At 59.5% G+C, this 13,722-nt stretch carries 14 protein-coding genes and 1 pseudogene; 4 read left to right on the top strand and 11 right to left on the bottom strand.

The genetic code is table 11. The annotated features are described in order from the left end of the window. Positions 1-157: 157 nt before the first annotated feature. Entirely contained in the window at positions 158-1,366 is a 1,209-nt protein-coding gene (locus tag ACZ9DP_RS24865) for an MFS transporter (RefSeq protein WP_476203888.1), read from the bottom strand. 13 nt (positions 1,367-1,379) lie between these two features. After that, entirely contained in the window at positions 1,380-1,595 is a 216-nt protein-coding gene (locus ACZ9DP_RS24860; RefSeq protein WP_476203887.1) for a DUF1127 domain-containing protein, read from the bottom strand. Between the two features lie 135 nt (positions 1,596-1,730). Here ACZ9DP_RS24860 and ACZ9DP_RS24855 point away from each other — a divergent pair, with 135 nt between their 5' ends. After that, positions 1,731-3,239, top strand: coding sequence for a winged helix-turn-helix domain-containing tetratricopeptide repeat protein (locus ACZ9DP_RS24855; protein WP_476205473.1), 1,509 nt, complete (start codon positions 1,731-1,733; stop codon positions 3,237-3,239). 64 nt (positions 3,240-3,303) lie between these two features. Here the strand turns inward: ACZ9DP_RS24855 and ACZ9DP_RS24850 are convergent, their stop codons facing one another. The 6 genes and pseudogenes from ACZ9DP_RS24850 to ACZ9DP_RS24825 all read right to left on the bottom strand — a co-directional run bounded on the left by ACZ9DP_RS24850 (position 3,304) and on the right by ACZ9DP_RS24825 (position 6,636). After that, positions 3,304-3,696, bottom strand: a complete 393-nt coding sequence (locus tag ACZ9DP_RS24850) for a GFA family protein (RefSeq protein ID WP_476203886.1) — start codon at positions 3,694-3,696, stop codon at positions 3,304-3,306. 259 nt (positions 3,697-3,955) lie between these two features. After that, positions 3,956-4,372: a GFA family protein gene (locus ACZ9DP_RS24845; RefSeq protein WP_074068124.1), complete on the bottom strand. Its 417-nt coding sequence runs from the start codon at positions 4,370-4,372 to the stop codon at positions 3,956-3,958. A gap of 45 nt (positions 4,373-4,417) precedes the next feature. Next, complete coding sequence (locus tag ACZ9DP_RS24840) at positions 4,418-4,882, bottom strand: SRPBCC family protein (RefSeq protein WP_194729705.1); 465 nt, start codon at positions 4,880-4,882, stop codon at positions 4,418-4,420. A 2-nt stretch (positions 4,883-4,884) separates the two neighbouring features. Then, positions 4,885-5,199: an ArsR/SmtB family transcription factor gene (locus ACZ9DP_RS24835; protein WP_476203885.1), complete on the bottom strand. Its 315-nt coding sequence runs from the start codon at positions 5,197-5,199 to the stop codon at positions 4,885-4,887. A gap of 98 nt (positions 5,200-5,297) precedes the next feature. Continuing rightward, positions 5,298-5,507, bottom strand: a pseudogene (locus ACZ9DP_RS24830) (helix-turn-helix domain-containing protein); the annotation flags it as partial. 118 nt (positions 5,508-5,625) lie between these two features. After that, the gene (locus ACZ9DP_RS24825) at positions 5,626-6,636 is read right to left on the bottom strand and encodes an IS30 family transposase (protein WP_476203884.1); all 1,011 of its coding nucleotides are present in this window, start codon (positions 6,634-6,636) and stop codon (positions 5,626-5,628) included. A 349-nt stretch (positions 6,637-6,985) separates the two neighbouring features. Between ACZ9DP_RS24825 and ACZ9DP_RS24820 the strand changes: the two genes are divergently transcribed. Then, complete coding sequence (locus ACZ9DP_RS24820; protein WP_476201137.1) at positions 6,986-7,723, top strand: hypothetical protein; 738 nt, start codon at positions 6,986-6,988, stop codon at positions 7,721-7,723. A 9-nt stretch (positions 7,724-7,732) separates the two neighbouring features. On the opposite strand, the gene ACZ9DP_RS24815 is transcribed toward ACZ9DP_RS24820, so the two are convergent. Next, the gene (locus ACZ9DP_RS24815; protein ID WP_476201136.1) at positions 7,733-9,106 is read right to left on the bottom strand and encodes an ISNCY family transposase; all 1,374 of its coding nucleotides are present in this window, start codon (positions 9,104-9,106) and stop codon (positions 7,733-7,735) included. Positions 9,107-9,661: 555 nt separating this feature from the next. On the opposite strand from ACZ9DP_RS24815, the gene ACZ9DP_RS24810 reads away from it, so the two are divergent. Together ACZ9DP_RS24810 and ACZ9DP_RS24805 are read left to right on the top strand one after the other, a co-directional pair. Beyond that, complete coding sequence (locus ACZ9DP_RS24810) at positions 9,662-10,816, top strand: MFS transporter (protein ID WP_194729707.1); 1,155 nt, start codon at positions 9,662-9,664, stop codon at positions 10,814-10,816. Positions 10,817-11,267: 451 nt separating this feature from the next. Next, positions 11,268-12,077, top strand: coding sequence for a class I SAM-dependent methyltransferase (locus ACZ9DP_RS24805; RefSeq protein ID WP_476203883.1), 810 nt, complete (start codon positions 11,268-11,270; stop codon positions 12,075-12,077). A gap of 26 nt (positions 12,078-12,103) precedes the next feature. On the opposite strand, the gene ACZ9DP_RS24800 is transcribed toward ACZ9DP_RS24805, so the two are convergent. Next, positions 12,104-12,931 carry an MBL fold metallo-hydrolase gene (locus ACZ9DP_RS24800; RefSeq protein WP_476203882.1) on the bottom strand — a complete coding sequence of 276 codons (828 nt, stop codon included), beginning with the start codon at positions 12,929-12,931 and terminating at the stop codon, positions 12,104-12,106. A gap of 4 nt (positions 12,932-12,935) precedes the next feature. Next, positions 12,936-13,718, bottom strand: coding sequence for a TatD family hydrolase (locus ACZ9DP_RS24795; protein ID WP_476203881.1), 783 nt, complete (start codon positions 13,716-13,718; stop codon positions 12,936-12,938). Between the last annotated feature and the right edge of the window lie 4 nt (positions 13,719-13,722).

Here is a 13,722-nt window from a genome sequence, read left to right as displayed (position 1 = left end):
TCTGCAGCGGCGACTTGGTGTGCCGCCAGCAACGGCAGTCCCGATGGAAGCAAGCGAGGCCACACGCCCTTTTGAATTGGGAGATCTTCGGCAGTCATGCTGGCTCCCTTGGTAAAATCCGGCATACCAACGATGCGGCGCGAGGCAAGTGCCTCGATCAGCCCCGTCGTCTCTCCACCATCAGAAGCACCGCCAGTACAAAACACATAAGGCTCAGGGACGATGGCAGCCCTTGATGTCCGATCAGTTGCATCGCTAGTCCTGTCGCGGGCGAGCCCACGATGCCGCCGATACCCCATACGAACGCGAAGGCCGCGTTTCCGGCGATCAAGGCTTGACCGATGAAACGCTCGCCGAGTTGGATCAGCGACATGGTGTAAATCCCAAATGAGACCCCGCCCCAGACGAAAACGAGCGGCCAGATGAGCCACGCGTTGAAGAGCGACGGCAGCAGCAGGCAGCCGGCCAGCGAAGCCAAGGCACAGAATAGCATGGTCCGCGTCGAGCCGAATCGTTCGGCCACGCGCCCGAGCAATATCTGCAGGACGGCATTGCCTGCGGTGAAACAGGCGATGAGCGAAGCGATACGTGCTTCGGCACTGCCAAGCGCGGTACCATAAACCGTGAACAAGGAAATCACGACTTGCTCGAAGGCGGCAGCAGTGAAAACCGCGAACAACAGAAGGGGTGCCCGTGCGAAGAAGCCGCCGACCGATGTTGCCTCACCTTCATGCGGCATCTTCGGCAGGCGCGGCACGACCGCAAGTACGATCAAGCCGCAGAGAGGGAAGGCCACGATGCCGATCATGAAGGGCGGCCAGCCCTGCGTGCCGACAAGGCCGAGCGACAGCGGGCCGATGGCGAAGCCACCCGAAACGATCGATGAATAGAGGCCCATGATGCGGCCCCGGCGTGGCGCGGGCGTGATCGCGATCAGCCAGGTTTCGCTGATCACGTAAAGCGGATTGGCGAAGAAGCCGAGCAGGAAGCGCAGAGGCATCCAGGCCCAGACCTCCTGCTTCCAGGCAATCGCGATCAGGATGAGCGCGGCGAGGGTGGAACAAAGGATCGCAAGCCGCGCCGCGCCCACGCGCCGCGCCAGCGTCGGAACGAAGGGCGCGGATACAATGAAACCCAGCGGCGTCATCGCCGCCGACAAGCCGATCAGGCCGGGCGCCGTCCCCTGCCGCTCCAGGATGAAGCTGAGCAGCGGATAGGTCAGCCCCTGTGCCACGGCGAACACCGTGACGGTCGCGATGATGCCCGCCATCGCGGCCCATGGGATCCGATCCTCTCGCGGGGATGTCGTGCTGTGCAAGTGCCGGCAAACCGTTGCGGCACGCGGAAACTGGCGCTCCGGTGTCATTGCAGCATTCGCCTTATCGCTGCCAGAAGAGCTTGGCGATCTCTGCCTCGACCTGCCGCCTCGTCAGACCGATATCGTCGATCAAATGGGGATCATCCTTTGACTTTTGCTCAAGTTGCCAGCGAAGGCGTTTGCGCTCGTCCCAGGTCGCGATAACGCTTCGCAGGGTCGCCAGGCTGTAAGTCCGACGCGACACTTTCGCCAGCCCCACGGGGGGAACATCGTTCATGGCAACCTCCATATGGTTTGAGGGTCGAGAGTCCTCGACCTGAAAGAGGTTGAATTCTGCAGGATACGAAGGGCGCCGTAATTAAGCTCCCCCAAATAGTTCCAAAAACTTCCAAACAGGCTATAGATGCGCCGTATGCAGGGATCGCGCTTTGCCTTTGGTCCGTTCGTGCTTGATCCGGGTGCCGGAACGCTCCTTCGGAACGATGATCCCGTTGCCGTCGGCTACCGCGGACTAAAGCTGCTTGCGGCGCTTGTCGGACGGCCTGGCGAAATCCTGGGCAAGGCCGAGTTGATGGACGCGGCATGGCCGGGCACAGCCGTCGAGGAAGGTAACCTCACCGTCCAGATCGCGCAGCTCAGGAAGCTGCTTGGTCCGGCCACCGATGGCGGTGAATGGATCGCCACGGTTCCGCGCGTCGGCTACCGCTTCACGGGGGCCATCGAACACCTCGGTGGCGGGAAGCAAAAACCTTTGCCACTGCCCGACAAGCCATCGATAGCCGTGCTGCCCTTCGTGAATGTTAGCAACGATCCCGAGCAGGAATCCTTCGCGGATGGGTTGACTGAAGACCTGATTACCGACCTGTCCAGGATTTCCGGCCTGTTCGTCATCGCGCGCAACTCGGCCTTTGCCTACAAGGGAAAGGCGATGGCTGTGCGCGGGATCGCTGAGGACCTCGGCGTGCGCTACCTTCTGGAGGGGAGCGCAAGACGTGCCGCGGGGCGCGTACGCATCAACGCCCAGCTGGTCGACGCGGTGAGTGGCGATCATCTATGGGCGGAACGCTTCGATCGCAGCCTGGACGATATCTTTGCCGTTCAGGACGAGGTCACTGGCAAAATCGTGGAGGCGCTGCTCGGCCGGCTGCGTGCACCGCCGCCGCGCAATCGGCCCAAAAATCTCGAGGCTTACGATCTCTGCGTGCGGGCGCGCAAGCTGATGGATGACTCGCCGCAGACGGCGCGGGAAGCGCATCTGATGCTGACGCGCGCGGTTTCGCTCGATCCGGAATATGCCGAGGCCTATCGCTGGCTTGCCGTGAACCACTGGATGGGATGGGTACATAGCGGCGGACCAACGGAAGCTGCCCGCAGCGACGCTTTGAAGCTTGCGCGCAAAGCTGTAGCACTCGATCCCAACGATGCTGGCTGTCGCTGGAGCCTTGCTTACTTGCTTGCCTATGAGCGCAGCTTCGCCGAGGCGGACGCGGAATTCGCCAAGGCGATCGAGCTCGACCCGAACGAAGCCGACATCTGGGCGGCGCTATCCGACATTACGGTCCTGGCCGGGCGGGTCGAGGCGGGCCTTGAGCACATCCGCAAGGCGTTCCGGCTGAATCCGCTTCCGGCAAGCTGGTACTATCTGACGCTCGGCCAGGCGCTATATGCGGCCGGTGAATACGAAGCCGCTATCGAGACACTGCGTCGGGAGGAGACTTATCGTACAAGCTCACGCCGTTTCCTGGCGGCAAGCCTTGCCCAACTTGGCCGGCTCGACGAGGCGCGCGCAGAGGTCGAACTGTTCCTTGTCGGCAACCCGCATTTCACAACCCGCCACTGGGCCACGACGGAGCCGTTCCGCGACGCCGCGACGCTCGAGCATTTCGTTGATGGCTACCGCAAGGCCGGTCTTCCGGAGTGACCCTCCCAAACGGCCATTCAATCCGAAGGCTGCTGTATCGGCGCCTTCGCACCGTTCGTGCGACCTATTCCTCAAAGCGGCTCGTGGCGTCACGATCGCGTTCGTATCGTCTCGTGAGCGGAAACGGCGGCAACCAGGACTCGCGACGGACGATCCAGCTTTCGTAGGTTGGCATGAGCTGGTCAGGGGCATCCAGGGATCCAAGATTCACTTCAATTTCGTCTGCGGTGCGTGCGAAAACGGGTGAGCCGCAGCGGGGACAGAAACACTGCCCCGCGTAGTCGCGTGCTTCGCCATCGATCGTCACCGCATCCTGAGGGAAGATCGCGGAAGCGTGAAAAAGAGCCCCATGATGCTTGCGGCAGTCGAGACAATGACAAAGGCCGACCCGGTATGGGAGTCCCGACGCCACAATTCGGACGTTGCCGCACAGGCAACCGCCGGTGAATCTGTCCATGTTGCGTCTCCTCTAAGGTCAAACGGTCGGACCAGCCTCGATCTGACCGGCTGGTCCGGATTGCAAGGCAGATAGGGGCGGGTGCATCACCCACCCACAGGCTTTAGATCCCATGAGCAGTGAACAGCGGCCGGCGCTCTGGCAGAGAGTGAGGGCTGCATCAAAGCACTCGCTCGGAAGGAATAGATCATGGGAACCACACTCGTTCAATCAGAAGTACAGGCCGCTGTCGGTAGTTTCGTATTGCTCTCAACCGAATTTATCCGGGTGGCATTCGCTCGAATTTCTGCAACGAGGAATCAATCGTGTCCCACCCATGGCCGCGAATGGTGTATGTGACCAGCTGCGGGTTGAATTGGCCAGGATCGTCAAGGCTGGTGGCGGGGACCGCAATCAGCTCCGGCATTGCGACGGATGTCAGATAGACCGGTGTTCCACAGGTGGGGCAGAAGGCGTGGACCTTTTCGTTCCCGCTGTCGCCCGCTACCCGCCAGGTGTTCGGTTCGCCCGTAATTGTCATATCGGCTCGCCGGGGGAAGGTCAGATAGGATCCATGCCCCGTGCCACTTCGTTTCTGGCAATCGCGACATTGGCAGTGATTCTCGAAGATGGGTTCGCTGCTCGTTTCATAGCGGATCGCGCCGCACGCGCATCCGCCGGCATAAGTCTTGGTCATTATCATTCTCCCGCTGGCAGACTTGTTAATTGGCACCGCAAGGGATCAGGCCGATTTTGGCTTGGCGAAAAGGTCAATGCCGCTGCCGGTTTCCAGGAAAGATTTCAGGCTGGACAGGACGGCCGGCCAACCTTGTTTGATGCCTTTCGCCATCCCGCTGTCGGCTTCGAGTTCGTCATGGGTGACGGTCAGCCGGACCATGTTGTCGTATTCCTCGATCGCGAACGTCACCCGACTGTAGCTTGCCGGGTCGGAGGCCTGCGAAGCATTCGCCCAGGTGATGACGAGACGGGTCGGCGGCGAGACCTCAATGACCTTGCCAACGAGTTCGACAGTCCGCTCATCGTTGGCACGGATATGTTCCCATTTCGATCCGGGTTTCCAGTCGGAGACGTTCTCGTGGCCCCAATAGCGCCTTGCGACGTCCGGTTTCGTTATGGCCTCGAACACCTTTTCCGGGGTCGAGAGAACATAGGTCACGTATACAAAGCTGGTCATCTCTTTGGTCATTGTTACTCTCCTTCGAGTTCCTTCTTCAGATCATGCAGCAGGCTAAGCCGCTGATGTTCGAATTTCCGCACCCACCGTTCGTAGACCTCGTGGAGCGGCACGGGGTTGATGAAATGCAGCTTTTCCCGACCGCGCCTAACCGTGCTCACGAGATTGGCCGCCTCCAATACCCCGATGTGCTGCGTGACGGATTGCCGGGCCATGTCCAAGTTGTCGCAAAGCTGGCCGAGCGTCTGCCCGTTCTTCTCACAAAGAAGGTCAAGCAGCGTTCTGCGTGTCGGGTCGCCCAGCGCTTTGAAAACCTTGTCAGCGTCCATTGGTCTCACTCGAATGTGAAACCACAATATGCAGGTATCCACCTGCATGTCAAGCGCAGGTATTTACCTGCATTTCAAGTGGCAGCGGTCGAGGTGACCGAGCGTCGAGCGGCGTGGGGTAGGCCGATCGCCTTGTGCCGGATCGACGCCGCGCCGGTCGTGCGGATCCGCTCCAACAGCCGCCGCACCTGGCGCGCGCTCAGCGCCAGAACATGCGCCGCCGACACCAACGTCATTCGACCGTCGATGACTTTCGACAAAACCTCGATCCGCTGCAGATCACGCTCGCTCATCGCAATCAGTCCCATCGGCAATCTCCCACGTCATCAAACGCGGGGAGAGTGACATTCCAACTTTGCAGAAACAGGACACTTTAACTTTGCGGTGTGAGTTCATGGCGAACCGCGACCTGCGGGCTTTGAGAAGCTAACTGGTGCGCCGGATTTGCGCGAGGAGTTTCTGGCGGAAGACTTCCGCTGGTGTGTTGTAGCCGAGGCATTTGCGCGGCGTTGCGTTCAGATGATTGCAGATGTCGGTGAGATCGCGGTCGCTGAGAGACAGGGGATCGACCTCTCTCGAAAGCCATTTCCTCGCCCGTCTGTTGGTGTTTTCGACGGTGCCTTTCTGCCAGGGAGATTGTGGATCGCAGAACCAGGTCTGCGCTCCGATGCTTGCCTGCAGGTAGGGCCAGTCGGTGAACTCAGTACCACGGTCGAAGGTTATCGAACGACGAGCGAGGTGGGGCAGGGATTGCAGCACCTGGATCAGGCCGTCCATCACCGGTCTGGATTGTCGGTCGTTGTTGCGCAGGAGAATGGCAAAGCGACTGACCCGTTCGACCAGTGACGTCACGTTGGCCTTTCCGAACTTTTTGCGAAACTGGATGAGATCGCATTCCCAGTGCCCGAACTGCTTGCGCTCGGCAACTGCGTCGGGCCGGTAGAGAATGTTGACGTCGGGGGTGAACCGCCGACCATGGCGGCGTCTGGCGTGCCGTGGCCGACGCCTGGCGCGGTGCTCCGGAAGATGTCGCCACAGCTTGATGGCGTGGCCGTCCGAGGAATAGGCGAACTTGTAGATCGTCTCATGGCTGACAGAGATCGGATGGCGCTCAAGCTGCAGTCGGCCAGCGATCTGTTGCGGCGACCAGCCATGCATGATGCGCTCGATCACCGATTGGCGCAGATGCGAGAACCGGGCAAGTTTGCGCAGCTTGGCACGCCGTTCTCGCGCCATGTCATTGGCCATCACGCAGTAGTAACCGTTGAGGTCCGGCATCTCACGATCCTCGAACGTATTGCGGCGCAGCTCACGGAAAATGGTCGAGCGATGTCGGTGCAGTTTCTCGGCGATCACGTCAACGCTGATCCCAGCCGTGCGCCAGCGGGCAATCTTGCGGCGTTCTTCCATATCGATCTGGGAGTAGGTGCGTTTCATGTCTCGTTCCTTGCAAGGATAAACCGTTGTTATCTATTGCAAGTCGCACTTCATCCTTGAACCCACCCCTCTTACACACAATGTGGCGGGGAAGTTGGAATGTCCGCACTTGTGCAAAAGTAGAAATGTCACTTTGGGCGCGTCTTCAGCCATTTAGAAATGCGACACTCGACATCTCCACTTGCGCTGAGGCAAGCCCCCGACCGGACCGGCTGGTCCGGGTTGCAAGGGAAGGGAGGGGGCGGGTGAGAGGCACCCCTTCGGCTTGAGCTTTCTCAGTAGCAATTGTTCGGTCGCCGGTTGTACTATTGTCGGCAGTATGTTGCAGGGCAGGGATCAGAGTGGCACGATGCTTCCGGAAATCAAGCTGGTGGGTGGCGTCGATGTCGCCGCTCTCTCGCCACTTCTTCGCGGGATGATCCTTTCGGTTTCCTACGCCGGCAGTCAGGGCGGCATCGGGTTGACCGCGACTGGCGCCATGAACCGCAAGTTTGTGCATTGGGCCGCCACGCACTTCCAGTGGCCCGGCTTCACAGCCGAAGACCTCTACAGCATGAACAAGGTGCTCAACGAATGCGACATGCCGCCGCTTTGGCCCGTGCGCGACATGCTTCATCACCTCAGACTTCTTCGCCGGAATAAGGACAACCTGCTACCAACCAAACGTGGTCGGGACTTCTTGGCGAGACCGCAAGCCTTCTTCGATCTGATCGCCACGGATTATCTCTATGCTTATATCCATCATGGGCAGACGCAGGAAGATGTGCGCAACCGGATACGTTGGTGGCACGTCTTTCTCAATCTTATCAATATGAAAGCAGATATGCCGTGTTCTCTCGAAGAGCTGGCGAACGAGCTATACCCGAGCGAAGCGTATCCGGCGCCAGCAGAGATGACGGTCGAAACCGTAATGGAACGATCGTCGCTCCGCTACGACGTCATCCAGCCGCTGTGCTGGCTGGGATTGCTACACGAAGAGCGCGAAGGACTGACTATCTGGCAGGACGGTACCTACCTCAAGACACCCTTGTGGGAGGCCTGTCTGAAACTGGAGTCGGATAAGCAGGCCTCAATCAGCATGCATTGACGACGACTTTTATTCGGCAGCCGGTTGCCTCAACAACGCGTTCTCTCGCCGCGCAACGACCTTTGGATCGCCCATGAAATCCTTCCTCCGGCCCGGGCCGCGCGCGCGTTTGACGTAGCCATTTTTGTCGCTGTTACTCTTTACGGTCGGCTTGTCGTGCTGGTCCTGGCGCTCCTTGATATAGGCCAGCACATCGCCAAGCCGCTTGTTCTCGGTGATCGCCGCATGCGTCACACGCTGGTCCTTGTCGAACACCGTGTAGGGCAGGGAATACCCTTTCCAGCGCACATCCAGGCGACCATCCGCATAGGCATAGGTCTCGACATAACGGCCAGCCAGACCGCGCGTCACCTCGGTCTCCTTCAGCATGATCCGCTGGCGCTCAAATGAAAACGTCAGCTGCGATCCGACATAACGCTGCTCGCGTTTGCACAGAATCTCGTTGAGCCGTTCCGGCGCCAGATTCATTGGCCGATGCAGATCGTCTGATCGGGCAGGGACAATCGCAAACCGCGCATTGTAGTGCTCCATGAAGCCCGGCAAAAACGCGTTGCCAGTCTTCATATCGCCGATGCCCGCCAGCCGTAATTCCTTGACCAGCCGATCCTGCAGCGTCCGGTTCATTCGCTCGACACGCCCCTTCGCCTGGCTCGAATTTGCGCAAAGAATCTCGATGTTTAACTCTGAAAGCGCCCGCCCGAACTGGGTCATGCCCTGGCCACCCTTGGCGTCCTCCTTCGCCACCCGAAACACCGAATGCTTGTCGGAGTAAAAGGCCACAGGCGCGCCGTGATGCTTTAGATAAAGTGCCAGCGCCTCGAAATAGCTGAAGGCGCTTTCCGAGCGGACAAAGCGCAGCTGCAACAGCTTGCCCGTCGCATCGTCGACGAACACCAGCAGCGAGCACGGCGGCCCGCGATCTTCGAACCAGCGATGCTCGGAGCCGTCGATCTGCACCAACTCGCCATAGGCCTCGCGTCGCAGTCGTGGCTGATGAAACGTCCGGCGCTGCTTGCGCGACAGCCAAAGTCCGGCCTCCGTCATCCAGCTCCGCAGCGTCTCGCGCGACACACGCACTCCATCGCGTTCGGCAAGCTTCTCGGCTGCCAGCGTCGGACCGAAGTCCGCATAGCGTTCGCCAACCAGCGTCACGGCGTAATCGCGAACACCATTGCTGATCCGGTTGTTCGACGGCCGGCCGATCGCCTTGTGTCGGATCGAGGCCGCACCGCCAGTGCTGATCCGCTCCAGCAGACGACGCACCTGGCGCGTACTCAGATCAAGCACATGCGCCGCCGACACCAGCGTCATCCGGCCGGCGATCACCTTCGACAAAATCTCGATCCGCTGCAGATCCCGCTCGCTCATCGCAATCAGTCCCATCCGCAATCTCCCAGGTCATCAAACCCGGGGAGAGTGACATTCTTACTTTGCAGAAACAGGACACTTTAACTTTGCGGCTACAACACCACGTCACATAAGATAGATTATGGAACTAACGAACGCTTCGCTGGTGAGCAGAACTGGCACAAAAAGGCGAATTCCGTACATCACCACGAACCTAGAACGACACAAACCGTCGAGCCAGAATAATCTTCCGCGTGCTTGGCTCCCACCAACGAGCTCCGCTCCCGCATTGCATTTTGGTGGTTGCGTTAGCCGACACTGCGGGCGAACACGAACTACAAGCATCGATCGCTGCGGCCATTCACCGAAAGCGCGCTTAGTCCTCGGTTCCACAGCCACACCCAGAAGGCTCGGCAGACGGCGGCAACGCTTCTTAGCGTCGCTCGCTTGCCTCTGCGTTTGAGATGCGTCGTGGCAACTAAACGCCACAAACCATGCCTACACCACTTACGAGCGAGCGTTCATGTTGTTATCGGGGGGCAGTTCTCCTAAAAGGAGGTCTCCCACCGTTCTAGACTCCGGAGCCACAACATGCACATCGGACCGCAGCAGCGGATTTATGTCTGCTTCTTCCTGTTCGCTGTTTCGATGGGCGCTATGCTGTCGCGTCTTCCGGACATTCAAGACGCTCTCCAGATTGACAAATCTGAGCTCGGTTTGACGCTGATTGGAGCCGCGGTCGGCGCGTTGGTTTCACTAACGTTTTCGTCCCCCATCGTTGCCCGCCTCGGAGCACGTACCACCGCTTTTCTTACCGTGTTGGGAACGTCCGCGTGTCTTGCTCTTGTGCCTTGGGTGAGTGCTGCTCCTTTGGTTTTCGGCATTCTTTTGTGCGAAGGACTGCTGGCAGGAGCGCTGGAGATCAATCTCAACGTCGAGATTGACCGCATTGAGGCGCAGCTTGGACGGGGCGTCATGAACCGGGCACATGGATTCTGGAGCCTTGGCTTCTTCGTCACAGCCCTGGTTTCGGCCGCAGTCCGCCAGGCCGGCGTATCAACGCAGCTTCATCTAGGATTGACGTTCGGGTTTGTCCTGATCGCCGGTACGATAGTAATCGCTGGCATGCGCAATGCCCCTGCAAGAGTGGCGCTTGATCATTCAGACGCGGGGCGTATCGCGCTTCCGACAGTTGCACTGCTTCCTCTGTGTGTCATTGGTATCGCCGCATTCCTGGTCGAGGGCGCGGGCATTGATTGGTCGGCGATCTACATGCGCGACGTCTTCCAATCCGAACCGTTCGTCGGAGGGCTGGGCCTCACGTTTTTCACCTTCTTCATGGCTTTGACGAGGTTATTTGCAGATCCGTTTGTCGATCGCTTCGGCTCCCGAACGGTCGCTTTGACACTGCTCCTCGTGTCAGCCGTTGGGCTTTGCGCGGTGTGGCTTGCTCCGCATCAATACATCGCCCTTGTTGGATTTGCGCTCATGGGCGGCGGTTGTAGCGTGGTATACCCCCTTGCCGTTTCTGCAGCGGCGCGGCGCTCGGACCGAGCCTCCCATCTCAATGTCGCGGCATTGGGCCAAATGTCGTTTGTCGTGTTCTTCCTCGCTCCACCGCTCCTCGGTTTTGTGGCGGAGCACGCGGGTATCAGGACAGCGTACCTTGTATGCCTGCCAGTCATACTTTCCGCTTTAATATGTGTTCGGTCCCTCTCCGCTCGCCGCCGACTGGCTGCTGCATAAAGCACTATGGAAACTGCTCCGTTGGCATTCACTGGGATATAAACACCTGTTCAGCCATACGGCCACAAACGGCGCGGCCGCCGCTCCGTCGACAGCCCTCTCCGCGCCGGCGAATTCGTACGGGGCACCAAACGCAAGTCCCCGCCTGGTGGGCGCTCATCGATCTCGGAGACACTAAACGGCAGAATGACCTTGGTCGTGTTGCCCTGCTGTCGAGACCTTGGATGCGTGGATCCGACCAGGATGCCGCTGCGAAGGGCAACCCTCACAGTGTGGGACGTCCCGGTTGACCGTCGAGGTGTGGTCCTTACTAGGTCTTTTGGCCTAGTTGCCTTGGCTGTTGAGTGTGACACTTTACTCGGAACAAGGAAAGTATCGAGAGACAGCGCTCCGCTGTGTCGTGCGTCGCTCGCTCGGCGCGATGCGCCGGCAAGCCAAGGAGAAGAAGATAATGACCGCGACCGATGCGCATTTCCAAGGAGACATTCCCGCGATCTACGAGCAGTTCCTCGTGCCGATCCTGTTCGAGGGATACGCCTCGGATTTGGCGGCCCGCGTCGCGGACTCCCATCCTGAACGTGTTCTGGAAGTCGCCGCAGGATCGGGTGTGCTGACACGGGCGATGGCGACCAGACTTGCGCCGGAGGTCCAAATCGTCGCTACCGATCTGAACCAGGCGATGCTCGATATCGCAGCGAAGAAGGGCGTTGGCCGTCAGGTCGAGTGGAAACAGGCGGACGCACTCGAGCTGCCCTTTGACAGCGCAAGTTTCGACGTTGTCGCCTGCCAGTTCGGCGTGATGTTCTTTCTGGACAAGCAGCGCGGTTATGGGCAGATACTGAGGGTGCTGAAGCCTGGAGGGACGTTTCTTTTCAACACTTGGGCCTCGCTTGCCGAAAACGAAATTGCCCGCACCGTTTCCGAGGCAATCGTCGCGGCTTTTCCCGACGACCCCACGCGTTTTCTCGAACGAACGCCGCATGGCTATTACGAGCGAGAGACGATCGAGAATGATCTCAGGCACGCGGGCTTCCGGAAAGTGACGATCGATACGATAGACATGGCCGCGCATGCCCCCTCGCCGCGCGACGTCGCAATAGCATTCTGTCGGGGTACGCCATTGAAAATGGAGATCGCCGCGCGCGCTGCCGATGACGAAAAGGCTGTTCAAGCGGTCGCCGCAGCGTTCGAACAGCGCTTTGGCAGCGGACGGATTCATGGAAACCTACGTGCTCATGTCGTTGTCGCTGAGGTTCGCTAACCGGTGCCGACCGTTCCCAGGTCGTGCTAGTCTGCTCGGAGCTCATCCACTTTGACCTCGAACTGCATCTGATCAAAGGCGGGTTCGACGTGTTCGGGCGTCTCGGCCATCACGGTGTCGTAGTCAAGCGGCGTATGCATATGCGTCAGGATCGCTCGCTTCGGCTTCAGCCGGCCGATCCAGTCGAGTGATTGCTCAAGCGACAGGTGGCTTGGATGATAGCGGTATTGCAGAGCGTCGATAATGAGGATGTCGAGATCCTGAAGCTTTGCGACAGTCTCGGGCGGGAAGTCACTGATATCGCTGCAATAAGCGACATCACCGATTCTAAAGCCAAGCGAATGTATGTCGCCGTGCTGCTGCAGATGCGGCCGGAATGAAATCGAGCCTCCAGCGCCGCTGATGGCGATAGGCGTCATATCCTCGATCAGGATCGGCTCGACGATCGGCGGATAATTGCTGCGGGGCGGCGTTTCGATGCAATAGCTGAAGCCCTGGCGGATGCGGTCCATCGTGAACGGATTGGCATAGATCGGCACGCGCTGCTGTGCGTTGTGGAAATAGCCGCGCAGATCGTCGATGCCGTGAATGTGGTCGGCATGCGGATGCGTGTAAAGCACAGCATCGATGTGCTGCACCTTGGCGGCAATCATCTGCTCGCGGAAATCCGATCCGGTGTCGATGACGACGGTCGTGACCCCGCCGTTGTCGTCGTATTGCTGCACCATGAAGGCTGCGCGCGTACGGCGGTTCTTCGGATTGGCGGGATCGCAGGCGCCCCAATCGCCGGTAATGCGCGGCACGCCGGGCGACGACGCGCAGCCGAGAATGGTGAAGCGCCGCCGGTAGCTCACGCGGCTAGACCTTCGGCATCTTCGAGAAGAGCCGGAAAGCATTCTCGGTAGTGATCCGCGCCATCTCGGCATAGCTGACGCCGAGCGTTTCAGCGAGAACCTCGGCGGTGTTCACTACATAGGACGGCTCGTTGCGCTTGCCGCGCCAGCGCTTCGGCGCAAGGTAAGGCGCGTCGGTTTCGACCAGCAACCGGTCGTGCGGGACTGTTTTTGCGATCGCCCGCAACTCCTCGGATTTCGGAAAGGTGAGGATGCCAGAGAAAGAAATGTAGCCGCCGAGTTCGACGCCGGTTCGGGCAAGCGCGGGACCGGCCGAGAAGCAATGGAGAATGAAGGGGAAGGCCCCCTTCCCAGTTTCTGACGTCAGGATTGCCGCCATGTCTTCGTCGGCACTGCGGCTATGGATCACCAGCGGCAACTGTGTTTCGCGAGCGGCAGCGATATGACGCATAAAGCCTGTCTTCTGGTTCTCCGGCTTCTGCGTGTCGTAGAAGTAATCGAGCCCGGCTTCGCCGATCGCGACGACCTTCTCATGTTTCTTGGCGAGGCGCACGAGATCTTCAGTCTGAATGTCGAGCTCCTCATCCGCATTGTTCGGATGCGTGCCGACCGAGCAGAAGACCGAGGGATATTTCTCGGTGATCGCGAGCAGCTTTTCGAGTTTCCGCACGCGCGTCGAGATCGTCACCATCTGCTTCACACCGGCCTGGTGAGCGCGCGAGACGATATCGTCTCGCTCCTCCTCGAAATCGGCGAAATCCAGATGGCAATGCGTATCGATCAGCATGGCA

It is taken from the genome of Rhizobium sp. USDA 4016, assembly GCF_056279705.1.
This window is presented reverse-complemented; position numbering and strand designations above follow the sequence as displayed.

Coding starts and splice junctions, on each gene's coding strand:
- ACZ9DP_RS24845 (WP_074068124.1), bottom strand. CDS start 4,372: ATGACCAAGACTTATGCCGGCGGATGCGCGTGCGGCGCGATCCGCTAT.
- ACZ9DP_RS24810 (WP_194729707.1), top strand. CDS start 9,662: ATGCACATCGGACCGCAGCAGCGGATTTATGTCTGCTTCTTCCTGTTC.
- ACZ9DP_RS24795 (WP_476203881.1), bottom strand. CDS start 13,718: ATGCTGATCGATACGCATTGCCATCTGGATTTCGCCGATTTCGAGGAG.
- ACZ9DP_RS24835 (WP_476203885.1), bottom strand. CDS start 5,199: ATGGACGCTGACAAGGTTTTCAAAGCGCTGGGCGACCCGACACGCAGA.
- ACZ9DP_RS24840 (WP_194729705.1), bottom strand. CDS start 4,882: ATGACCAAAGAGATGACCAGCTTTGTATACGTGACCTATGTTCTCTCG.
- ACZ9DP_RS24805 (WP_476203883.1), top strand. CDS start 11,268: ATGACCGCGACCGATGCGCATTTCCAAGGAGACATTCCCGCGATCTAC.
- ACZ9DP_RS24825 (WP_476203884.1), bottom strand. CDS start 6,636: ATGAAACGCACCTACTCCCAGATCGATATGGAAGAACGCCGCAAGATT.
- ACZ9DP_RS24855 (WP_476205473.1), top strand. CDS start 1,731: ATGCAGGGATCGCGCTTTGCCTTTGGTCCGTTCGTGCTTGATCCGGGT.
- ACZ9DP_RS24815 (WP_476201136.1), bottom strand. CDS start 9,106: ATGGGACTGATTGCGATGAGCGAGCGGGATCTGCAGCGGATCGAGATT.
- ACZ9DP_RS24865 (WP_476203888.1), bottom strand. CDS start 1,366: ATGACACCGGAGCGCCAGTTTCCGCGTGCCGCAACGGTTTGCCGGCAC.
- ACZ9DP_RS24860 (WP_476203887.1), bottom strand. CDS start 1,595: ATGAACGATGTTCCCCCCGTGGGGCTGGCGAAAGTGTCGCGTCGGACT.
- ACZ9DP_RS24820 (WP_476201137.1), top strand. CDS start 6,986: ATGCTTCCGGAAATCAAGCTGGTGGGTGGCGTCGATGTCGCCGCTCTC.
- ACZ9DP_RS24850 (WP_476203886.1), bottom strand. CDS start 3,696: ATGGACAGATTCACCGGCGGTTGCCTGTGCGGCAACGTCCGAATTGTG.